The 22717-nt window shown below is 58.8% G+C and carries 18 protein-coding genes; 8 read left to right on the forward strand and 10 right to left on the reverse strand.

Going from position 1 to position 22717, the window contains the following annotated elements:
• Positions 1-22 precede the first annotated feature (22 nt).
• Both CFT65_RS01270 and CFT65_RS01275 read right to left on the reverse strand, forming a co-directional pair.
• The gene (locus tag CFT65_RS01270; RefSeq protein WP_088826247.1) at positions 23-1471 is read right to left on the reverse strand and encodes a YfcC family protein; all 1449 of its coding nucleotides are present in this window, start codon (positions 1469-1471) and stop codon (positions 23-25) included.
• Positions 1472-1729: 258 nt separating this feature from the next.
• A complete protein-coding gene (locus CFT65_RS01275; protein ID WP_228705757.1) occupies positions 1730-3757 on the reverse strand; it encodes a TonB-dependent receptor domain-containing protein in 2028 nt (675 codons plus the stop codon).
• A 138-nt stretch (positions 3758-3895) separates the two neighbouring features.
• Here CFT65_RS01275 and CFT65_RS01280 point away from each other — a divergent pair, with 138 nt between their 5' ends.
• From CFT65_RS01280 to CFT65_RS01290, 3 genes are all read left to right on the forward strand, one after another.
• A complete protein-coding gene (locus CFT65_RS01280; protein WP_088826248.1) occupies positions 3896-5161 on the forward strand; it encodes a sensor histidine kinase in 1266 nt (421 codons plus the stop codon).
• Between the two features lie 2 nt (positions 5162-5163).
• Positions 5164-5694: a response regulator transcription factor gene (locus CFT65_RS01285; RefSeq protein ID WP_088826249.1), complete on the forward strand. Its 531-nt coding sequence runs from the start codon at positions 5164-5166 to the stop codon at positions 5692-5694.
• Positions 5695-5954: 260 nt separating this feature from the next.
• On the forward strand, positions 5955-8078 hold the full coding sequence (locus CFT65_RS01290) for a GGDEF and EAL domain-containing protein (RefSeq protein WP_088826250.1): 2124 nt from the start codon (positions 5955-5957) through the stop codon (positions 8076-8078).
• 12 nt (positions 8079-8090) lie between these two features.
• On the opposite strand, the gene CFT65_RS01295 is transcribed toward CFT65_RS01290, so the two are convergent.
• The 8 genes from CFT65_RS01295 to CFT65_RS01330 form a co-directional block, all read right to left on the reverse strand.
• Entirely contained in the window at positions 8091-8750 is a 660-nt protein-coding gene (locus tag CFT65_RS01295) for an energy-coupling factor ABC transporter permease (protein ID WP_088826251.1), read from the reverse strand.
• Positions 8751-8831: 81 nt separating this feature from the next.
• A complete protein-coding gene (locus CFT65_RS01300) occupies positions 8832-10565 on the reverse strand; it encodes a SulP family inorganic anion transporter (RefSeq protein ID WP_088826252.1) in 1734 nt (577 codons plus the stop codon).
• Between the two features lie 8 nt (positions 10566-10573).
• Positions 10574-11440, reverse strand: a complete 867-nt coding sequence (locus tag CFT65_RS01305; RefSeq protein ID WP_088826253.1) for an MBL fold metallo-hydrolase — start codon at positions 11438-11440, stop codon at positions 10574-10576.
• Between the two features lie 82 nt (positions 11441-11522).
• Positions 11523-13037 (reverse strand): diguanylate cyclase, encoded by a 1515-nt coding sequence (locus tag CFT65_RS01310; RefSeq protein WP_088826254.1) that lies wholly within the window; start codon positions 13035-13037, stop codon positions 11523-11525.
• Positions 13038-13120: 83 nt separating this feature from the next.
• On the reverse strand, positions 13121-13741 hold the full coding sequence (locus CFT65_RS01315) for a tetratricopeptide repeat protein (protein WP_088826255.1): 621 nt from the start codon (positions 13739-13741) through the stop codon (positions 13121-13123).
• Positions 13738-14520, reverse strand: coding sequence for an SDR family oxidoreductase (locus CFT65_RS01320; RefSeq protein ID WP_088826256.1), 783 nt, complete (start codon positions 14518-14520; stop codon positions 13738-13740). Before CFT65_RS01320 ends, CFT65_RS01315 begins: the two co-directional genes overlap by 4 nt.
• Positions 14507-16693 (reverse strand): AMP-binding protein, encoded by a 2187-nt coding sequence (locus CFT65_RS01325; protein WP_088826257.1) that lies wholly within the window; start codon positions 16691-16693, stop codon positions 14507-14509. Before CFT65_RS01325 ends, CFT65_RS01320 begins: the two co-directional genes overlap by 14 nt.
• Positions 16677-17387, reverse strand: coding sequence for a thermostable hemolysin (locus CFT65_RS01330; protein WP_172408403.1), 711 nt, complete (start codon positions 17385-17387; stop codon positions 16677-16679). The genes CFT65_RS01325 and CFT65_RS01330 overlap by 17 nt, the downstream gene beginning before the upstream one ends.
• A 218-nt stretch (positions 17388-17605) precedes the next feature.
• On the opposite strand from CFT65_RS01330, the gene CFT65_RS01335 reads away from it, so the two are divergent.
• The 5 genes from CFT65_RS01335 to CFT65_RS01355 are packed head-to-tail and all read left to right on the forward strand — an operon-like array spanning position 17606 to position 22644.
• Positions 17606-18019 carry a GtrA family protein gene (locus CFT65_RS01335; protein WP_088826258.1) on the forward strand — a complete coding sequence of 138 codons (414 nt, stop codon included), beginning with the start codon at positions 17606-17608 and terminating at the stop codon, positions 18017-18019.
• Complete coding sequence (locus CFT65_RS01340; protein WP_088826259.1) at positions 17991-18998, forward strand: glycosyltransferase family 2 protein; 1008 nt, start codon at positions 17991-17993, stop codon at positions 18996-18998. The genes CFT65_RS01335 and CFT65_RS01340 overlap by 29 nt, the downstream gene beginning before the upstream one ends.
• On the forward strand, positions 18982-20529 hold the full coding sequence (locus tag CFT65_RS01345; RefSeq protein WP_088826260.1) for an ArnT family glycosyltransferase: 1548 nt from the start codon (positions 18982-18984) through the stop codon (positions 20527-20529). Before CFT65_RS01340 ends, CFT65_RS01345 begins: the two co-directional genes overlap by 17 nt.
• 22 nt (positions 20530-20551) lie before the next feature.
• Entirely contained in the window at positions 20552-21235 is a 684-nt protein-coding gene (locus CFT65_RS01350; RefSeq protein ID WP_088826261.1) for a response regulator transcription factor, read from the forward strand.
• Complete coding sequence (locus tag CFT65_RS01355) at positions 21232-22644, forward strand: ATP-binding protein (protein WP_088826262.1); 1413 nt, start codon at positions 21232-21234, stop codon at positions 22642-22644. The genes CFT65_RS01350 and CFT65_RS01355 overlap by 4 nt, the downstream gene beginning before the upstream one ends.
• Positions 22645-22717 lie beyond the last annotated feature (73 nt).

Below are 22717 nucleotides of genomic sequence, written 5' to 3' on the forward strand. Positions count from 1 at the left end.
TGTCGAATGCTCACAGCGGGGTTCACAAGAGTGTACCGACGCTGATGATCACCGTGATAAACACAATCAGAATAAGCAGCAAGGGCCAGATAAATGCGAGCCAGCGATCGTAGGACACACGCCCTATGGCAAGCCCGCCAACCACCACCGCAAAGGTGGGATTGATCAGGTTCACCAGGCCGTTGGCAGACTGGTAGGCGGTTACCACCAGATCCCGCCCGACGTTGGCAAAATCCGCCAGCGGCGCAAGGATCGGCATGGACAGGACGGCCAGGCCGGAGGACGACGGCACGAAGAAACTCATGCCCACCTCGATCCAGAACATCAGGTTGATAAAGGCCAGCTCCGGCAGGCCACCCAGCGAGGTTTCGGCGCTGTGCAGGATGGTATCGGCGATCATGCCCTGTTCCATGATCACCACTATGCCGCGGGCAAGGCCAACCACCAGGGCCACCCCGAGCAGATCACGGGCACCGTCGACGAAGCTGCCGGTGAGTTTCTTCTCGCCAAGCCGTGCAATGATGCCGATCACAATCGCTGCACCAAAGAACAGGGAGCCCATACGGGCCATCCACCAGCCCTGGGAAGAGACACCCCAGATCATCACTACAAAGGTCAGGGCAAAGATAATCAGCGCAATAATCTGCGTGGTTGTCAGGCTGGCGCTGTGGATCTCCTGATCATCGCCCTGAAGAAACAATTTCTTGTGCGCCGCCCATTGCTTGGCGACCACTGATCGTGACGGGTCCGTTTTTACCCGGTGGGCATATCGCATTACGTAGCCGATACAGATCAACAGACCGCCGATCAGAAGAATAAAACGCAGCACGATACCGTCGGTGAACGGTATGCCAGCAGCATTGGCTGCAATCACAGTAGCGAACGGGTTAATCGTGGAGCCCAACACGCCAATGCCAGCGCCGATCAGGATGATGGCAACACCTGTCACCGCGTCGTAGCCGGCCGCAAGTATCACGGGGATCAGAATGGCGTAAAAGGCCAGGGTCTCCTCTGCCATACCGTAGGTCGTGCCACCGATGGCGAAGAGCACCATCAGTATAGGAATCATCCAGATCTCATGGCCTTTCAGATGCCGCATCGCGCTGCGGATGCCGGTATCAATGGCCCCGGTAGCATTCATCACACCGAGGAAACCACCCAGGAACAGTATGAACATGGCGACATCAATGGCATTGGCGACATAGCTGTCCGGATCATAGAAACCGGCTGTCGGTGCCATGAGAACATCCACGAAACCCTGTGGGTTCGGATCAACGGTCTGGTAGGTACCCGGAACCGCCACTTCCCGCCCAACCTCTTCATTCATGGCGCGCTCATACTGCCCGGCAGGAATTATCCAGGTCAGCGCGGCTACCAGAATAATCAGGCCAAAAAGAATGGTGTAAGCAGTGGGGAATCGCGAAGCAAGGTCGGTTTCGGGGTTTTCTGGCAGTTTTTCGTCTTCAGTCACGATGCGTCTCCTTTCCTGAATCGCATTGTGCAGACAGGCTCTTTCCGGGAACCTCAGAGGCTGAACACTTCCTCAGTGGTTGCGGACCACTGGCTCAGATCTGCATGGCTAGAGCATAGTTCATGAAGTGGGATCACAAGTTGAGATAGAGCAATTTTTAATCAGCCATAAAAAAGCCCCGGGTGGAGGAGTTGGTTCCACTCGGGGCAAGAATGTCACCCGCCGGCTATGAGAAGCGGGTAACCGCCATGCAAGGTCTTACCACCTGGCTGTCAGTGCGGCACGCAGGGTCCGGCCAGGCTCATTAACTCTTACGGCTTCGGGATTAAATGGATCAGTATTGGCCCGGCTAACGTGTGGCGCCCAGGTATTATCGAACAGGTTATCCACTGCCCAGCTGACACTCAGATAGTCTGCAAGCGGATGGCTCCCGGACAGGTTCAGCACGCCGTAGCCGGGTGAGGTGCCGGGATCCTGGCCGGACTCCAGATCCACACGGTCCTGGCGGCGGGCCAGCACCCACTCCAGCTCAAGGGCATGACCCATGTGCTGCCAGCCAAGCGTCTGAATAAACTGGACCGGCGGAATCTGCGGCAGGGGTTTGTTTTCGTCGCGATTCTCACCCCGCACCAATGCCAGACTGCTGTTGGTGCTCCAGGTGCCATTGCTCCATCCTAATTGCCCTTCAACACCCATCAGCCGCGCATCAATATTGCGGTAGACACTGACCTGATCCGCATTCCGGGTACGCAGAACAAAGTCATCCACCTGATCAACCCACACGGCGGGGCGCCAGTGCCAGCCGTTGCTCTGGCCGGGCATCGCCAGTTCCAGCTTGCGGTGCGTCTCGGGGTCGAGGGCCGGGTTGCCCACCCAGCGCTTTGCCGGGTCCATGTTGTTCCAGCTGGCAATGTAGCGTTCAGTCACGCCCGGGCTGCGGACGCTATGGCTTGCCGTAACCACCAGCGACTGGATGGGAGAAAATCGCCAATCACTGCTGACAAAGCCACTGAAGTTGTCATCGGTAACATCGGTATTGGTGGTGCCATAGATCGTCTGGTAGGCATCTGCAGCCGACATGGCCATCATGCCACTGCCAAACACCTTGTCGGCTGCCGCAGCGGACATTTCCACGCGGTCGTAGCGCACGCCGCCGCCGAGCTTCAACGCCGGGGTTACCCGGTAGAAGCGCTCAGCGAAGAGGCCAAAACGATCTCGATCCACGTCGGGCCAGAGCACGGAAGTGAGCACATCTATATTCGCCCCTCCGAACCGTTCGGCGTGCCAGTTGTTGGTCTCGACATCCGCACCAATGGCCCAGTCTGTTCGGGCATCCGGACTCTGGTCCAGTGTCAGGCGAAGGCCCCGGGTCTGGGTTTCCGAAAGGGTCTGCATTTTCATGGGCATCCCCATCATGATCGGGGGCTCACGGAGACTGAAGTTATCCATGATGTGATCAACATCGGCCTGCCAGGCCAGCAGGTTCCAGTTGCCGTTGGCCACGGGCGAGCCCAGCTCCAGTCGCATGATGTCGGTATCGGTTTTCGGTGCATCCATGCCGGAGCCGGCGTATTTCACGTCACGCTCTTCCTGCCGACTCACCAGACTCTTGATATAGAATCCGCTATCCGCCTGCCAGGCCGCATCAAGGCGGGCTTCCGAGTTCTTGTAGGCGCTACGGACCTCGTTGCCGTCGCCATCCTCGTAGTCATCTGCCTCGTCGTAACCGCCCGCCAGACGTAACCAGGCGTCATCATTTCCCACCGCAACACTGCCGTTCGCCAGTTTGCCATTACCGTTGTCCGCTCCGCCGAGGGTCAGGTGCCCGGTGGTAGCAGAGTCATCAAAAACCGGCGCAGCCGTGGTGGCAACCACCTGGCCACCGGTGATCGGACCCCAACGCAGGGTCTGGTTACTGGTGCGCACTTCCAGCAATGGCGCCAGCGCTGCACTGAGGCGACTGGTTGGCGGGTCCATGCGATTGGGACATGCCCCTTCAACGCGAATACCATCCAGAAGCACATCCACCCGCTCCTGGCTCTGGCCCCGAATAACCGGTTCCAGCCCGCGACCACCCATTCGCGAGAGCGACACCGAGGGATCAGCGGACAAACGTTCAACCGGCTCTGAAGCCAACGTATTCGAGGCCTCTTCAATGCTCTGTCCTTCGGTAACACGAATGACCGGCAAATCAGCAGAACTCTCCTGGGCCAACACTCCGGCGGGCAGAGAAACCAATCCCGCAGCACACAATCCGATGAAACGCGTTCCAATTACCGTCGCCATACCACCTCATCCTGACCAGCTCTGATAGTTGGCGCCCATCATAAAGATCAGCCCGCACTTGCGCCTGAGACCAAATGCCGCATCCCCTCGGAGGTATTACCGCGTATCCCGACGGAAAAAACCGTTAGAATGCCCGCTATGGAATGGCTGACCCACTCACAGACCGGATTTCAACAGACTGCCCGCTATCTGCTGGGCATGCGTTTGACTATTGTTGCGCTGCAGCTGATTTCGATCGCCGTGGCGGAAACCATGGTGACCCTTGCTCATCGCGCAGAGGCCGTCATTCTGCCCCTGGCGTATGGCGTTCTGGCAACCCTGGCCTGGCTCTGGTTTACCCGGCGCCCGCCTCGCTCGGCACAGGTCGTCAGTCTGGTGCTGATTATCGATCTGCTGATGATCGGAGCCTGGCTTTGCCTGACCGGCGGCTATACCAATCCTCTGGTTTCCCTGTTGCTACTGCCTATTGCCGTTGCCATTGTGCTGGTACCGCTGGGTCAGAGTATTGCCGTAACCGTTGCCGGGGTGGCGATCTATACCTCCCTGGTGATCTGGCCTACACCGCTCACCCATGAGCATCACGGTGCCAACCTGGCTCAACTGCATCTTGTTGGTATGTGGGTTACTTTTGCTACGACCGCCGCGATTCTGCTTATGGTTGTGGGAGCGCTGGCCCGCCGTCTACGCCAGCAACAGGCCCAACTTGCACAAATACGGGAAACCCGGTTACGGGATGAGCAAATCATCGCCCTGGGGCTTTCCGCGGCCGCTGTTGCGCACCGGCTGGGCACACCACTGAACACCATGACCCTGCTGGTGGAGGAAATGAAATCCACAGTTCCCGAGAGCGGCCCCCTGTCTGACGACCTGTCGCTGATGGAGCAACAACTGGGTTTATGCAGCGGGCATCTTCAGCAACTATCAAGGGCGGCCACCCAGGCCAAGACCGCACAACTGGAGACCCTGACCAGCCGGCAGTGGGTCATACGACTCAGAGAATCAGCTACCCTCCTCTGGCCAGGAGCGACTATTGAATGGCGGCAGCCATTACCGGATTGCCCCGTCGCCGTCGATGCGACACTCGATCAGGCTGTACTGAACATACTGGCCAATGCGGTAACCGCCAGCCCGTCCTGGGTCGCCGTTGTTGCCCGAGCCGGCACAGACGGCCGGTTGGAGCTGGTGGTTGAAGATCATGGCGATGGCCTTGTATCGACCCCTGAAGGCTCTCTCGGGGACCAGGTGGTCAATTCGGAAAACGGTCTTGGGGTTGGGCTTTTTTTATCCAACGCCACCATCCAGCGGCTTGGGGGCACCCTGAAAGCCCGGGTGAGCTCCGAGGGCACAACCATGATTATTGATCTGCCAATCGCAGTAGAAAGAACCAACGGAAGGGGAGAATAAGTATGAGCGAACAGGGAGCCTGGCTGCTTATTGACGACGACGATGCCTTCCTGCAGGTGCTACAGCGCTCCCTCAGCCGTCACGGTGTAGACTCCCGGCTTGCCCACAGCCATCAGGAGGCGAAAGCGGCTCTGGCGGACACACACATTGCCCGGTGCGTGCTTGATCTGAATCTGGCAGGCGAGAGCGGCCTGCAGCTTCTGCCAGAGCTACTGGACATGCGTCCGGACCTGGAAATCCTGGTGCTCACCGGTTACGGCAGTATCGCCACGGCGGTTGAGGCCATGCGCCGGGGCGCGGTTAACTACCTATGCAAGCCGGTAACGGTCAATCAGCTGCTGGTCGGGTTCGAGCCGATTGATGCGCCGCCGGATCTCAGGACGGAACCGCCGTCGGTAGGGGAAATGGAGTGGGAACACATCCAGCGGGTTCTCAACGAAAACGATGGCAACGTCTCTGCCACTGCCCGAGCCCTGAACATGCATCGTCGTACCCTGCAACGAAAACTCCAGAAACACTCACGCTGGCGCTAACAGACGCCGCCGCCGAACTGGCAAAAAACTGACATCCATCAATCCAGCTCGACCGTTTACTCATGGTTTTTCAAGAGTATTCCGGTAGCATGCTCCGCCATCAGCCCCGATCTCAAATACCTGGAAAGCGCTACAGATTCCAGGCCGTCACTACAATTACGGACGGTCATGAATCACCGTCCGGCTGGTATACTCGAAAAGGTCTCACAGGGAGGAGAGTTCGTTAATTTACCGACCGGAAACTCGAATTACTGACTCTCATGCCCAAATCCCCCACGACGATTACACCACCCACAGACATTGATCCCTATCGCCTGGCCATGGTTGCGGCGGTTACGCCCAATTTTCTGGTGATGCTGGACGATGCCGGTCGCATTGAATGGGTGAACCCCAGCTTCGAAGAGCATACCGGTTACCAGCTCAAGGACGTGCGCGGACGCCTGCCAAAAGAAGTCCTGTACGGGCCGGACACTGACCCAGAAACCATCAAACGCATTAATCAAAAACTGCACAGGGCCGAGGTCATTGAAGAGGACATCCTTCATTACAGCAAAGGCGGTGAGCCTTACTGGGTGCATACCTACTGCGTGCCGATCGGCACCCAACAGGGAGTTGCGCCCGGTTATATCGCCATTCAGAACAACATCTCGGACCGGAAGAACAGCGAAAGGGGCCTGCGCATCGCCGCGAGCGTGTTTGATCGCAGCCATGAGGCCATTCTGATTACCGACCAGTCCAACCGGATCCTAGATGTTAACCCCGCGTTTTCCCGGATTACCGGCTACAGCCGCCAGGAAGTGCTGGGCCTCAACCCGGCCATCCTTAGCTCCGGCCGTCACTCCGGGGAATACTACCGCTCCATGTGGCGAACCATCGAGAAAACCGACCACTGGCGGGGCGAAATCTGGAACCGGCGGAAGAACGGCGAAGAATTCGTGGAACTGCTATCCATCAGCCGTGTGCATCTGGAAGAACCCGGCCAGTACTACCATGTAGCAGCTTTCTCCGACATCACCGCACTGAAAAACCACGCCAGGGAACTGGACCGGGCTGCCAACTACGACGACCTGACCGGCCTGCCCAACCGTCAGCTACTGGAAGAACGACTGCGCACCGCCCGAGATCACGCTGACCGGCAAAATCGCAGTGTGTCCGTGTGCTATCTGGACCTGGACGGCTTCAAAGCTATCAATGAAAAATGGGGTCATCCAGTGGGCGACCAGACCCTTCGAACCCTGGCCGAAAGGCTGACCCGCGCCCTGCGCAGCGGCGACACTGTGGCCAGGATCGGTGGCGACGAATTTGTCCTTCTGCTGCAGGGTGACGACAACCACGAAGCCGTCTACCGGCGCATATTCACCACTGTTGGCGATCCGTTACTCGTAGGCGACCAGAACGTTATCCTCACAGCGAGTCTTGGCATTACGCGTTACCCGGAGGACGGTTCCGACGCTGAAGGACTGATTCGCCATGCCGACCAGGCCATGTATTCCGCCAAGGAGAAAGGCCGTAACCAGTACCACTTTTTTGATCCCGGCCTGGATGAACACCGCCGGAACCAGCTGATGGAAATCACCCGGGCGCTGGAGAACGAGGAATTCGAGCTGTTTTTCCAGCCCAAGATCCGCGTCACCGATTGCGAACTTTTCGGTTTTGAGGCGTTGATCCGCTGGAACCACCCCCAGAAAGGGCTGGTTTCACCCGGCGAGTTTCTGCCAATTGTCGAAAACAGTCATCTGGAAGTACCACTGGGACAGTGGGTATTGAAAGAAGCGATTCACCAGATGAACGCCTGGAAGGAAGCGGGAGAGGATCTGGCGGTCAGCATTAACATCAGCGCTCCGCACTTGATGGACCGCAGTTTCGCCGATTACCTGGAAAGCTATCTGCACAGCCATCCGGACGTTGCGCCCGGGCAGATCACCCTGGAGGTTCTGGAATCAACCGCCCTGGAAGATACCCATCGGGCCAGCAATGTTCTGGAGCGTTGTCAGAGCCTTGGCCTTCAGGTAGCGCTGGACGACTTTGGCACCGGATTCTCGTCGCTCACCTACCTGCGCACGCTTCCGGTGGACATCATCAAGATCGACCAGAGTTTTGTTCGCAACATGCTGGAGGACGCAAGCGACCGCGCCATCGTGGAGAGTGTTATCTTCCTCGCCCAGCGGTTTGCCCATCCTGTGCTGGCCGAGGGCGTGGAAACCATGGAGCACGCCCGGACACTGCGACAGATGGGATGCAATTTCGTGCAGGGTTATGGCATCGCCCGCCCGATGCCGGCAGGTAAAGTACTGGGTTGGGCAAGGCAATGGTGGGCAAAGGCGCAGTCCGGCAAGACCGGAGACATGCTGGACCCGGCCGTTGTCAGCGGCAAAGGTGTCTGAGCCACTGGGGCGTTATTGGTAACGCCGCTGATTCAGTGTTGTCAGCCGATCCGGATGAAACACCATCAGACCGGTGACAAAAGCGCCGTTCACAAAGCCCTCCGGAATCATAAACAGCGGCAGGTAACGGATGTATTCATGCACGAGTTGGTCGAACGTATAGACACCGCTGGTCCATAGCATCAGGCACATGACAACACCGGCGGCTGCCACAGAGATGCCCGCGCCAAAGAACCCGCAGAAGAAGATATAGGCGAAGAAGTTCCGGAAATCCCGACGGCGCTCCCAGAGCATGATGCCGTGGCTGACAATGGCAGGCACCATCACCGTAATCAGCCCGTTGGCGGCAAACATGATCAAGGGCTCGCGGCCGGTGATCACCGTGATTACCAGCGCCAGAAGACCCGCCAGCACCGCAAGCGCCCAGCCCAGCATCAGCGTTATCACCGTGATACCGAAAATGTGGATGGCCAGGCCGGCAGAAATGCCCGCCCTCAGCTGCCAGACAAATCCGAGCACCACGGCCGCGCCAAATAACGAGTGCTGGAGCGCGTTATCCGTGCGTACCGCCTGCCAGTCGATGGAGCGCACCGCCCGGACAAGAATCACCAGAAAGATCAGCAGCGTGATGACCCACTGGCTGGTAGATAGAAGATTTTCAGTCATGCCCATAGCGAACGTACCGCAGTAACGGGGTCGGGAATGACATCTTAGCGGCTCTCCCCACCCCCGGTGCAAGCGAGCCCAGATTGATCAGGCGACCTGTTTTTCGAGTTTGCCAAGGTCGGTGAGGCGCTGCCAGGCCTCAAAAGTGCTCAGAAAAACCTCGCCACCCAGGTGGGAAAGCAGTTCTGTCCCTTTCAGCTTGTCCATGACCGGGCCTTTCACTTCAGCCAGGTGCAACCTCACCCCTGCATCCTTCATACGCTCGTTGATGGCTTCCAGACTCTCCAGGGCAGAGGCGTCCACGAGATTCACGGCCGGGCAGACCAACACAAGGTCTTTCAGCTCCGGTTCCCGGATAATCAGATCCATAACTGTTTCTTCGAGGAACCGGGCGTTGGCGAAATACAGGCTCTCGTCCACACGCAGGAACGTCACCTTCGGACACAGCTCCACGCTGTGGCGAAGGACATTGCGAAAATGCTCGGTACCGGGCACACGGCCAACCACCGCGCTGTGGGGGCGGCTGGTTCGATACAGGAACAGCCCGATAGAAAGCGCCACCCCGGCGATAATGCCCGCCTCGACGCTGTGTACCAGGGTCAGCACGATGGTGGCGAGCATGGCGCCAAAATCGGTGCGAGAATAGCGCCAGGTGCGCCCGAGCGCCGGAAGATCAATCAGGGTGGAAACCGCCACAATAATCGTGGCCGCCAGGGTTGCCTGGGGCAGATAGGCAATGGCCGGGGTGAGGAACAGGGTTGCCAGCGCGATGCCAACCGCCGCGTAGGCACCGGCGGCCGGAGTTTCGGCACCGGCGTCGAAGTTGACCACAGAACGAGAGAACCCTCCGGTGACTGGCATCCCCCCGGAAAAACCGGAGCCCAGGTTGGCGGTACCCAGTCCAATCAGCTCCTGATCAGGATCAATGCGTTGGCGCCGCTTGGCTGCCAGGGTCTGTCCCACCGAAACCGATTCCACAAAACCTACCACACTGATCAGCAAGGCGCTAACCGCGAGCTGTTGCCACAAACCCATATCAAGGCTGGGCATGGTGAAATCAGGTAGCCCCCGGGGCACATCCCCCACCAGACGTACATCCTGGCCATCAAGCTGGAACTGCCAGGCCACCAGGGTAGTCACCAGAACCGCCAGAATCGGCGCGGTTTTGGTCAAGATATCCGCCATTCTCGGGGCCAGACCTATTCCCATGAGAAGGGGTTTCAGGCGCTTGCGTGCCAGTACCAGGAATAACAACGCCCCGGCGCCGACCGCCAGGGTGGCCAGATTCGTATCACCCATCGAAAGCAACAGGGACTGACCAATCTCCAGCAGGTTATGGCCAGAGGCCTGAATCCCGAAAATATGCTTCAGCTGACTGGCAGCGATCACAATGCCGGAGGCCGTGATAAAACCGGAAATCACGGGATGGCTGAGAAAGTTGGCCAGGAACCCCAGCCGAAGCACCCCCATCAGCGTCAACATCAGCCCAGACATAACCGCCAGAAGAACGGCACCGGCGACGTATTCCGGCGTTCCGGCCTCCGCGAGCGGTGCCAGGGCCGCGGCGGTCATCAGCGAAGCCACGGCCACCGGCCCAACGGACAAGGTCCGGCTGGTGCCGAAAACGGCGTAAATTACCAGGGGCAGGATACTGGCGTACAGACCCACCTGGGCGGGCAAGCCGGCCAGCAGGGCATACGCCAATGACTGGGGAATGAGCATGACGGTGACGATGATTGCGGCCACCAGGTCACTGGTGGCCTCATCGCGGCCGTATTTCGGCGCCCAATCCAGGATCGGCAGATAGCGTTTAAGATTCATCAGGAATCTCAGAACAGATTAACCGGCACTTTCAGATAAACCTGACCATTATCTTCGGCCGGCGGCATATGACCTGCCCGCATGTTGACCTGAACCGACGGCAAAATCAGCCGGGGCATATCCAGGGTTGCATCCCGCTCGGTCCGCATTTTCACGAACTCTTCCTCGGACACGCCTTCATGGACATGGATGTTCGCTTCCCGCTGCTCCGCTACCGTGGTCATATGCTGGTATTCATCACGGCCGGGCGCCTTGTAATCGTGGCACAGGAAAATGCGGGTTTCTGCTGGCAGCGACAGTACCTTCTGGATGGACTGGTACAGGACGCGGGCATCACCACCCGGGAAGTCACAACGTGCGGTGCCGAAGTCCGGCATGAACAGCGTGTCGCCAACAAACGCGGCATCACCAACCACATAAGTGAGACAGGCAGGCGTATGGCCGGGGGTGTGCAATACCCGCCCTTCAAGACCACCGATGGCGAAGGTGTCGCCTTCCTTGAACAGCTGATCAAACTGGCTGCCATCGCGCTGGAACTCGGTGCCGGCATTAAACGCCTTGCCGAATATCTCCTGGACATCGCGAATGTGCGCTCCGATGCCAGTCTTGCCACCCAGCTTTTCATGCAGATAAGGCGCCGCCGACAGGTGATCCGCATGCACATGGGTTTCCAGAATCCACTCGACCTTCAGATCGTTGCTGCGGATGTACTCGATGATTTCATCGGCAGAACGCACATCGGTGGTGCCCGCCGCGTAATCGAAATCCAGAACCGAATCGAGAATGGCGCAGGCCTGGCTGTCCGGGTCACGCACCACGTAGCTGAACGTATTGGTAGGTTCATCAAAAAAATGCTGAACGATCGGGTTGCTCATGACAGTCACCTCTGCGTGATTCAGATATCAATTTTAGTCTAAGGATATACTATTTGGTAATATGAGGTGAAATGATCTTTTTTTATATGCGCGATGTTCCTGATACATCAACAAAGCAGTCCCGCCCCGCCTGCTTGGCCAGGTAAAGCCGGCAATCCGCCCCCTCGATGAGGGCATCCGGCGTTGCAGGACGATCAACGAACTCATCTATCCCGGCCACACCCGCACTGACGGTCACCAGTATCTCCTCGTCATCAAAGACAAAACTCTCCTCGTGCACGGCTTGGAGGACTCGTTGAACCAGCTGTCGCACGTCATCGTGCTCCACAGCGCTGAAGACAACAATGAATTCTTCCCCTCCGAAGCGGGCAACCACATCCATGGAACGGGTCTGACTCACCAGAATATCGGCAAACCTCTGCAGGACATAATCGCCCCCGAGGTGCCCGATGGAGTCGTTGATCTTTTTGAAGTGATCAATGTCGAAGATCGCCAGGGCGAAACGTTCTCCCCGACGGTTGCTGAGGCCCAGCATTTCATACAGCCGTGGCATCAGGTAACGCCGATTGTGCAGGCCAGTCAGCGGATCACGAATGGACTGGTTAAGCAGCTCTTCTTCCAGCCGATGGCGCTCAAGGACACCCGACAACAGACCGGAAACGATAATCAACAGATCGGCCTGGTCCATGCGCCAGGTCCGTCGTTGCAGGGAGTCAACGCCAAAAAACCCGGTTACCCGCCCGCGTACCCGAATAGGCACCGAGAACATCGAATGCACCCCCTGTGCCTGGAGCAGCGCCCGCTCAGCTGCAGCCTCGTGCGGAAGCCGATCAACATCTTCGATAAACACCACCCGACTACCACTGACCATCCCCTCGATCTGCTCCTGCCACCAGTGAAAATCTTCGATCGATACCTGCTCTTGAGTGTCGATCAGGGTCGGTACACCGTCCTTGCACCACTCATGGGTGTTGGTCATCACAGCGTAATCATCGGAGAAGGAATACAGATAGGCCCGGTCTACCTTGAAAAACACTCCGATGGATCTCAGAAGTTCATCAATGCACTGATCAATGGTGCCAAAACCAAGGTTGATAAATTCGGTGGATAGGCGGGCAATCAGCCGCTGGAAGCCGGCCTGGAAGGAAAATTCGGCCTCGCTCTCGCGCAGGCTCTGCTCCAGATTCTTGTAATGCTGGATATTGTGGAACTGGCCGTACCAGATCGTACTGCCATCGGACTGGCGTTCCGGTTCGGACTGCACCTCAAACCATTCATACTCACCATTTCGCAATCTGAGTCGACCCCGGTAACGCCAGGGGGTCAGCTTAAGCGCGGATTCCGCGATACTCTCAATGATCACATCAGCATCGTCGGGGTGGATCAATGAAAACACGGCATCAGCATTTTCATTCAGGGCTGCGGGATCAAGACCAAAGAGTGTCTGAACCTGATCACTCACAAAAGGGTACCGATGCGACTCTTTGTCGGCGCTAAGCCAATAAGTGAACAGGACCCCCGGAACCCCTGAAGCCAGCTTCTGGAAGAACCGGGCAGACATGTCGCTTTGCTGTCCGTTACTGGATCCTGTTGCCATGGACCGCACGCCCCCTGACGGCAGTTTCATCCTTTCTAGAGGAGATTGTAGCCTACCTCAAGAGGAATGACGGCATCGCAGTGTCAGAGGGCTTTCAGGCGACCCCTGGCTTCTGCCCGCCGACCGGCATCAGCGACGTCCCGGCCTGCCCTGCCCGGTGCCTCGAGGACATTCTTCAGATAGCTCCGAGCCCGTTCCGGCTCACCCTGGTCCAGCAGAAAATCGCCAAAGAAGAAATTGGCATCCATGCCATCAGGATTGATGGCCAGTGCTTTCTGCAGATACTGCCGGGCCTTGTCGTCATCACCGAAGCCCAAAGGCCAGCCAGGGACCTGATAATAGAGGCTGCCCAGGGAGGTGTAGGCCGAGCCATCCAGCGCATCCGGATCAATGGCCATGGCCGCCTCCAGTGACTTGCGGGCTTCCTTGACCAGTCCAAGGGCACCCAGACCGCCCTTGGCGCCGGCGTAGGTGCTCAGCACGATACCCTGCCAGATCAGCGGCTCTGCCCGGTTCGGATAGTGGGCGACAAACTGTTCTGCCTCGCGGGCCAGTCCTTCAAAAGCTTTCTCCTGTTCGCCCTCCGGCACCTGATACTGGATCTCGGCCCAGCGATGCTGGATGTCGACCAGCTCGGTCTCCAGAGGAGCCGCCCAGAGGGGCTGGGCAGTCAGACACAGGACCATCAATAACACTCGTTTCATGACAACACTCCCGGATTCAGGAATCGCCGGATGACCGGCAATTGCTTCAGCATCGCCTTGTCGACAATTCTGGGCAGGATGCCGTTGATAACCACGAACAACCTCTCGGGCCAGCCCAGGAAACGCCGGCGGTCGTCGTTTTCCATCGCCACAAGAATCTGCGACGCCACCGCTTCAGGCGCGTCCATGGCATTGCCGAGTGCCCGGTTCAGCTCGTTCACGGCCTCCGGGTTCATGTCCGTGGCAGTGGCACGGGGGGCCACATAGATCACCTGGACCGGGGTATCGGCCAGTTCCCTGCGCAGCGCTTCGCTGAAGCCGCGCAGACCGAACTTGCTGGCGCAATAGGCGGTGTAACCGGGGAAACCGATGCTGCCGAAGGTGGACCCCACGAACACCAGCGCTCCCTGGCGGGCTTTTTCAAACCTTGGTGAAAAATGCCTGGCCACAATCATCGCTGACCGGAGATTGACGGCGATCTGGGCATCCAGCTCGCTGACTGCCATATCTCCCAGGCTGGCAAAACAGTTCTGGCCGGCACAGTGGATCACACCATCAATGCCTGGATAGGCGTCACTGAGGCGAACCAGCTGCTGGTCGAGGTCCGGCGCCGCCAGATCCAGATGCACGAGCGAGACACCTTCCCGATGTTCGAGCTTTTCCGGGTGCCGGGAAGCGATAATCACCCGAGCACCTGCCCTGACCAACGGCTCCACGAGCGCCTTTCCTATACCGCCGGTGCCCCCCAGAAGCAGGAACACCCGATCATGCAGCCTCATGGCGCCGCTCCTTGCGATTCTCGGGCACGGGGATGCTGTGCAGCATATCGCCGTAGAGGCGGTAGACCATGCGGGCCGCCTCGATAATGGCCTGCTGGTCGTCCGGATCGGTGATCTCGTTCATCAGGTTCCGGAAAAATTCGAAATGCTCCTGGTCCAGAGCACCATGGGAGTACAGATAGCTGAAAGCCTCACCCGGCAGACCTAGCTGCTTCTGGATGGCTTCACCGAGCGGAGTCGCCAACTCAATCGACGTGCCTTCAAGCACCTGAACCATGCCGAAAAACGCAGCCGGGTTACCGCGGTTAATACGGTCATAGAGATAGGCGACCATGAGCTCGATGGAGGTATCCGGGCTGCCATGACGGATGGCTTCCTTGTCTTCTCCGCAGGCCGCAAGATCGTTGAGGATCCACTCATGGTGGCCGTATTCTTCCTCGATGTATTCCACCAGCGCCTTGCGCACAAATTCCAGACGCTCGGGCAAGCGACCACCGCAGGCCATCATCAGGGGTACGGTGTGTTTCACGTGGTGATACGCCTGGGTGAGAAACCAGGTATAGCCATTCAGGTCGAACCGGCCCTCGCGGATGGCCTCAATGACAGGCGCACCGGTTACGTGGGCGCGGGCTTGTGCAGTTTCGGACTGCAGTCGATCGAAAAATGCCATGAAAGATCCTCCTGGCGGGTTTGAAAGTTCAGAATTGGAAATCGAAAGGTTCATGAAAATCGGAAATGCGCCGGCCAGCAGCGTTGGCAGATCCGCCTGAATCTGTTGGCGAACAGGCCGTCCGTTCGCAGTCAGGTAACCTTCAGCCTGGCTCAATGGCTGACGGCGGATATAGACCCCGGACAATTGGGCGTAGTCCGGCAAATTGTTGTTCAGAGCGTCCAGCTGCGAGCGCAACACGTCCGGTGAACGGCCATCCTGGACAACCACGAGGGCGGAAGGGCGGGGATCGCCATCACCAAACACCACCGCCTGGCGGGCACCGATCGCCTGGATGAGTTCACTCTCCAGCCATTCCGGGCTGATGTTGCGACCGAAGCTGGTAATCAGAAGATTCTTCGCGCGACCACTCACCGACAGGAAACCCTCGGCATCCTTGGCACCCAGGTCACCGGTATCCAGCCACTCATACCCTGCCGGCTCATCACCCAGGTAACCCAGGTGGGTGTTGCCGGCCACCAGAATTTGTCCGCGGTCGTCCACCCGTACCCGAACATGGGAGAGCGGTTTACCCACCGCACCTTCGCGTTCGGTTCCGGGCACGTTCAATGCGACCACGGAACTGCACTCGGAAAGCCCGTAGCCCTCGTAAAGTGGCAGACCGGCCGCGCGGCCCCTGGCAAGCAGATCGGACGAGACCCATCCGCCACCAACCGCCAGAAACCGGAAAAAATCACTGTACAGATGTTGCTGTTCGGCCGCAGACACCAGCGCCATAGCCAGTTCCGGCACCAGAATCAGGGACTGCGGCTGGTGTTTGTTGATGCCCTGCACCAGCCGGCCGATGTCCAGCCCACTGCTTCCGGTCATGCCGAGATCCTGCAGAGGGGCGACCATCACCGTACTGCCCATAAGCAATGGCAGATAAACCCCGGCAATGTTCTCCAGCAGTGTGGCCAATGGCAGGATGCACAGGTGCCGCTCAAGGTCGACGCCCTCAAGACGCTCCTGCAACGCCAGCGTGGTGGCCGTCATCTGAGCCACCGACAGGCAGACGCCCTTTGGGTTGCCTGTACTGCCGGACGTAAAGGTTATTTTTGCGGTCTGCTCAGGCATCCAGGCGCCTGCAGCCGTCACCGGCAGATGCCTTAGCCAGACACCATGGCCGATGTGCTCACCGCCATCGCTTGCGCCCCCTGACAGGAGACAGTCGAGGCCAGCGCGTTCAGTCAGATGTTCCGTCTGGGTCCGTGAAAAAAACACAGGCACGGGCACACACACCACGCCGGCAAGCAAACAGGCCAGATCCGCAAGAATCCAGGCCACGGCGTTGTCGCCACACAAACCAGCCCGGCGCACACCAAGGCGGGTCAACTGGTCGGCGAGAGCCTCGGCCGCCTGCATCATCTGGGCATAAGTGAAGGCCGACTCGGGCCCCTGCAGCGCCGTGTGTGAGGGATGGTCAACCGCCTGGCGTTGCAGAAGTTCAGGCAATGTGGCCATAGGAACCTCCTGCCATCGCTTTTTCCTCGGGGGTTTCGGACTCCACGGGCAGAATCAACCTGAGCAAACCGGCGCTCCGGAGTGCCGACATGCCATCGGCGACACGGATGGCCATCACCACCGGATGATGGTCGTAATAACGCCCCCAACCGGCACCGCCATCAGGCAACCGGGTGGGATCGGCCGTTGCCAGAACCTGAGTGGCAATGCCCAGGCGGTGAAAACTGTTGCGCAGTTGGTCTGTGCCAGTGCAAACCACCCAGTCATAGCCGGCCCCATCCAGCCACACCGACAACGATGCAAACAGAAAACGGCTGACGCCGGCTTCAACGCCCGCCAGATGGGCAATCTCGGCGATCCGATGTCGCTCGATGCCCGCAACCGGCATCACCGATTCCACCGGCACCGACAGATAATCTTCCAGAAACAGCTTTTCCAGCGCGGCGTTACGAACACCGACCGCTGCCAGAAGACTGCCTTGAGCCGTAGTCAGGGCAAGCAATGCCGGTATGCGAAGAGAGGGCTCGGCGCCATAGGCGTGCAGGAAGCGCCGACGGATAAAATCCGCGACTGTCTCGGCCATGGCCGTCCCGGGATGGATCTCGTTAAACCAGCGACCGGCACAACGGATGACCGGAACCACCTCCCCGGAATCCGGAGGACAACATGTGGACATCATCAGCGGGTCTGTCATATGGGCTCTCCAGTTTCGCTCCCTGTGGGCGCTTTGATCACGACTGCCAGATTAGGAGCAAAGCCTTAAACCAGGCTTAAGGAGGGCGAGGAGAAATCTTAAGGCGGCCTTAAGGTTTTTCAGACGGCACGGTTAAGGCTTACTTAAGAATGGCCACGTAAGGTGCCGGCCATCATTCGGATTCTTCCGATAACGCCCGGGTTCTGAAGTGAGGCTGTATGAGAGTCCCGATATTGCGGTCAACCGGCTGGGGCAGATTGCCACGATTCCTGCTGGCCGGTGGCGCTGCCACCCTGCTCCATTGGCTGACCATGCTGGTACTGATCGGTTGGGGACTGACCGCCGTTCTCGCAACCGCCACAGGCGCTACGGTTGGGTTGCTGACAAATTACGTCGGTCAGCATCGCTACGCGTTTTGCTCCGGCCTGCCCCACAGAGTTGCCTTCCCGCGATACCTCACCGGGGCTGCATTGGGCTGGACTCTCAATCTCATGGGCTTTTCGTTACTCCTGGTTGCAGGCCTCAGCACCGCCCCCTCGCAAATGATCACGACCGGCCTGGTTGCCTTTGCCAACTATTTCTTCGCACGGAGGTTTGTTTTCCATGAAGAACCGACAATCAACAGTCAGTAACCCGGTGCTGAGCATCGTTATCCCGGTTCATAACGAGGCCGACGTCATTCCCACCCTCCTGACACGGCTGGACCTGGTATGCCGGAAAATCGAGGGCTGCGTAGAACTTCTGTTCGTGGACGATGGCAGTCGGGACAACTCTGTTGCCCAGCTACTTCGGGCCAGGGACCGCTACCCCGGAGTCCGGGTCGTTCAGCTCTCCCGGAACTTTGGTAAGGAAGCTGCAGTTACCGCGGGCCTTGAGAGTGCGCGTGGCGATGCCGTGGTCCTGATGGATGCCGATCTACAGGATCCCCCGGAGTTGATCCCGAGGATGGTTGAGGCGTGGCAAAAGGGTGCGGACGTGGTACTGATGAAGCGCCGCTCCCGGTCTGGTGAGAGCTGGCTCAAACGCACCACTGCCAGCATTTTCTATCGGCTGATCAACCACATAAGTGATGCATCGATACCTGTCGACACCGGAGATTTCCGTCTGATGAGCCGGCGCACCGTGGATGCCCTCAACCGGTTACCCGAGCGCAACCGCTACCTGAAGGGCATGTTCGCGTGGGTGGGTATGCCAACGGTGACTCTCGAATTTGATCGTGACCCACGCCTGGCTGGCAAGACCAAGTGGAACTATCTGAAACTCACGCACCTCGCTATGGAAGGCATCACCTCTTTCTCCACCCGTCCGCTGCGTCTTGCACTGATTCTCGGCCTGCTTGCCGCAGGCGCCGGAGGCCTTTTTGGCAGCTGGGAAGTTATCCGGGCACTGGTTTTCGGGATATCCACACCGGGTTACGCCTCCATGATTGCCATGATCACGTTCCTCTCCGGGGTTCAGCTGCTATGTGTCGGCCTTTTGGGGGAATATGTCGGTCGAATTTACATGGAAACCAAACAGCGTCCGGTTTTTATCGTTGCGGAAGACAGCGACGATATTACCCAGCCGAGCCTCACCCAACTGCGAGTCGCCGGAAATGACCAGAAACATTAATACACTGCTCTGGCTTCTGGTTGCGGTGCTTGCCGCGCGGCTTGGACTGGCGGCGATCCTGCCGCTGGCAGACACCACAGAGCCTCGCTATGCAGAAATAGCCCGCATCATGGCGCAAACCGGCGACTGGATAACCCCCTGGTTCGACTACGGGGTGCCGTTCTGGGGCAAGCCCCCATTGTCCTTCTGGACGCAGGCACTGTCATTCAAATTGCTGGGCGTGTCTGAATTCGCGGGCAGGCTGCCTTCCTGGCTGGCCAATGTCGCCATTGTCTATCTCGTCTTCACCCTGCGTCGTTACCTGCACCCTGAACGCAACAGCGAAGCCGCCAGAATAGCCGGTCTATGGGCGGCACTCATATACGCCACTACAGCCCTCGGTTTTCTGTCCGCGGGCACGGTGATGACCGATTCGTTCCTTGCCCTCGGTTCAACGTTGGTGCTGACCAGTCTTGTGGTTCGCCTTCAGGGTGGCCCGATGCTGTGGGGCTGGCTCTTCTTCATCGGCCTTGCCATCGGCCTGCTCGCCAAGGGCCCGCTGATTCTGGTTCTCACCGGGCTGCCGGTTTTTCTCTGGGTGGCCTCGACCCGACGCTGGCTGGCCCTGTGGCAGCAACTGCCCTGGCTCCGCGGTTTACTGTTGATGGTGGCAATTGCGGCTCCCTGGTATGTCCTCGCCGAGCTCAAGACACCCGGATTTCTCGATTACTTCATTGTGGGGGAGCACATCAAACGATTCCTGGTCAGCAGCTGGCAGGGCGATCTGTATGGCAACGCACACGAGTTTACCCGGGGCACCATCTGGCTTTACCTGGTGGCCGCCAGTTTCCCCTGGGGCCTGATCGCGATTGCGGCCTTCGGAGTAACCCGCTGGCGCCACCAACCGGCACAACAGCAGTGGCAGCCGGTTGAAAAAGGCGTAGGCAGACTGGTTCTGACGTCCGCACTGAGCCCGGCGATCTTTTTTACCCTCTCCGGCAACATTCTCTGGACCTACGTACTGCCCGGTTTGCCGTTTCTTGCCGTGCTTGCTTCAAGCCTCTGGCCGAGGAAGCTTTTCCGGCCAATGCCGGCCTCAAGCCTTGCCGCCGTGCTGACCATCCCCATGATAGGTATCGCCGCTGCAGGCTGGCTTACCTTGCACCCGGAGCGACTGAAAACCGAGCGGGATCTGGTGGCCACGGTCGATCAACTCCCCGGCATGACTGCCAACAATCTGTTTTACCTGGGCAAGGCCCCCTTCTCCGCGCGCTTTTACAGCCGTGGCGAGGCCCACGCCATTGAGCCGGACGCTGTTATCGATCAACTTGCATCAGGCAGCCTGCAAGAACCCATGGCGCTGGCCGTAGAAAAAGGCAACACCGCAATGCTCAGGCGCCTTGAGGACGTCACCAGACCAATCCGGGAAAACCGGCGTTTCCGCCTTTTCCTGCTGGAGCCGTCGTCTGGAAATACCGCACACAGCTTCCAGGGGAAAAGCAAAAACGGCGGTATCGATTACAATGCATCGAACGATCACCCGCTTAGCTGAAAACCAACCGGACTCCTGCTGTATGCGAATATTGCTGATTGAAGACGATCATCTGCTGGCCAACACCATGCTCGGTATGTTGCGCGACGAACAGAACACCGTTGACTGGCTGGATGATGGCCAGCAGGCGCTCAATGCACTCCTGAACGACAGCTTCGATCTGGCCATTCTGGACCTGACGCTGCCCCGGGTGGACGGGCTGGATATTGTGAAAAAGGTTCGCAAACAGGGTATTGAGACGCCGGTCATCATCCTCACAGCTCGCGGAGAACTGGACGAAAAACTGCAAGGCCTGAATGCAGGCGCCGACGACTACCTGACCAAACCCTTTGCCATGGCGGAACTGAGAGCCCGAATCCGGGCCGTTACGCGGCGCGGCGCAAGTGTCCGGACAGGCGGTTTGCAGGTGGGCAGACTGACGCTGGATCCGGATTCAGGCCAGCTCAGACTGGGGAGCGAAACGGTGGCCCTCCCGCGCAGCGAATTCCAGATTCTGCACTACCTGATGCGCCACCCGGACCAGGTGGCGACCCGCCGTCGGCTGGAAGAACAGCTGTATGGCTGGGAACAGGGCGCAGAAAGCAATGCCCTTGAGGTGCATGTCCATCATCTGCGCCGGCGCGTTGGCAAACAGACCATCCGCACCGTCCGTGGCGTTGGCTACATGCTGGACAGCAAAGCCGCGGCAGAGGCGTCTTCCGAATGAGCCTGACCCGAAAACTGATCCTTCTGATCACCAGCACGGTATTTTTCATTACCCTGATTGCCGCCGGGTGGGGCTTCTACGTCAGCGACCATCAACTGGAGGAGCTTTTCGATGCGGAGCTGGCCCAGAGCACCCGGATCGTCCAGGGCCTGGTTGAGCACCTTTCTTCCACACAGTCGATGGAACAGATCTCCCATACCCTGGAAAAGACCCTCCAGCTGCCAGACAGCGTGTACCAGGGAGACGAGGAGGAGAATGAAATCCTGCCCGGCGGCGCCGGCCACAAATACGAGCGGAAGCTGGCCTTTGAGGTCTGGTCGCCCGACCGGGAGCCGATCCTGGATACCCTCCGTGCCAACGATTCCCGGGGTCTGGAACGTGGCTTTGGCTGGCAGGAAGTGGCTGGATATCAATGGCGAACCTTTACCCTTGAAGATCCGGCAACCGGCTTCTGGATCCGCACCGCCCAGCGCGAGGATGTGAGGGACGAACTCAGCCAGGAAATTGCCCTGGGCAACGTATTGCCTTTCCTGATCGTGCTTCCCGTGCTCGCTCTTGCGGTGCTCGTGTCCATCCAGGTGGGCTTCCAGCCATTGAGGAAGCTTGAAAAACCTGTACGCAACATGGCCCCGGAAAACATACACCCCCTGGACGACCGTCAGGCGCCCAGGGAGGTCGCCGGCCTGGTGCAGGCGGTGAACGGCCTGCTCAGACGCCTCAACCAGGCCCTGGAACGGGAAAGGCGGTTCTCTGCCGATGCCGCCCATGAACTGCGGACACCGCTGACCGCCCTGCGGCTGAACCTGGAAAAAGTCTACGAGAACGACCCGGAACAATACGGCGACCTGATCCAGTCGGTGGATCGGATGGTGCACCTGGTTGAACAGATGCTGCTGCTCAACCGCGTCGATTCCGGTGCAGATTTCACGCCGGAATACCACAACCTGTCTGCCATCGTGGAACAGAGCATTGCCGATGTGGCACCGCTGGCCCTGAAAAAAGACATCGACCCAGTTCTTCAGGACGATGCCGGTCAGGCTCTGGTTTCCTGCCACAGCGTCCTGATCAACACCCTCATGCGCTCCCTGTTGGCGAACGCCATTCAGTACAGCCCTGAACACACCACCATAGAGACATACCTGACGCCTTCCGGAGAGGGGTACCACATCACCGTGTGCGACCAGGGCCCGGGTATACCCGCCGAGGAGCGCGAACGGGCCTTGAGCCGTTTTGTCCGACTGGACCAGCGGCTCGGTGGCGGGGCCGGTCTCGGGCTTGCCATCGCCCGGCGCATCGCGGAACTCCACGGTGGCCAACTCACCCTGGGCGACCGGCCGGATGGCAACTCGGGGTTATGCGTCAGCATCTGGCTCCCGGCCCGCGACATCTCTGCTCTCAAGCAGGTTTAAGGTTGTTTTAAGGTTTGAGGAGGATACTCCGGCCCAATTGAACAGGGCCGTCAGACGGCCCGGTCGATATTCC

Source organism: Marinobacter sp. es.048, assembly GCF_900188435.1.
Taxonomy (GTDB): domain Bacteria; phylum Pseudomonadota; class Gammaproteobacteria; order Pseudomonadales; family Oleiphilaceae; genus Marinobacter.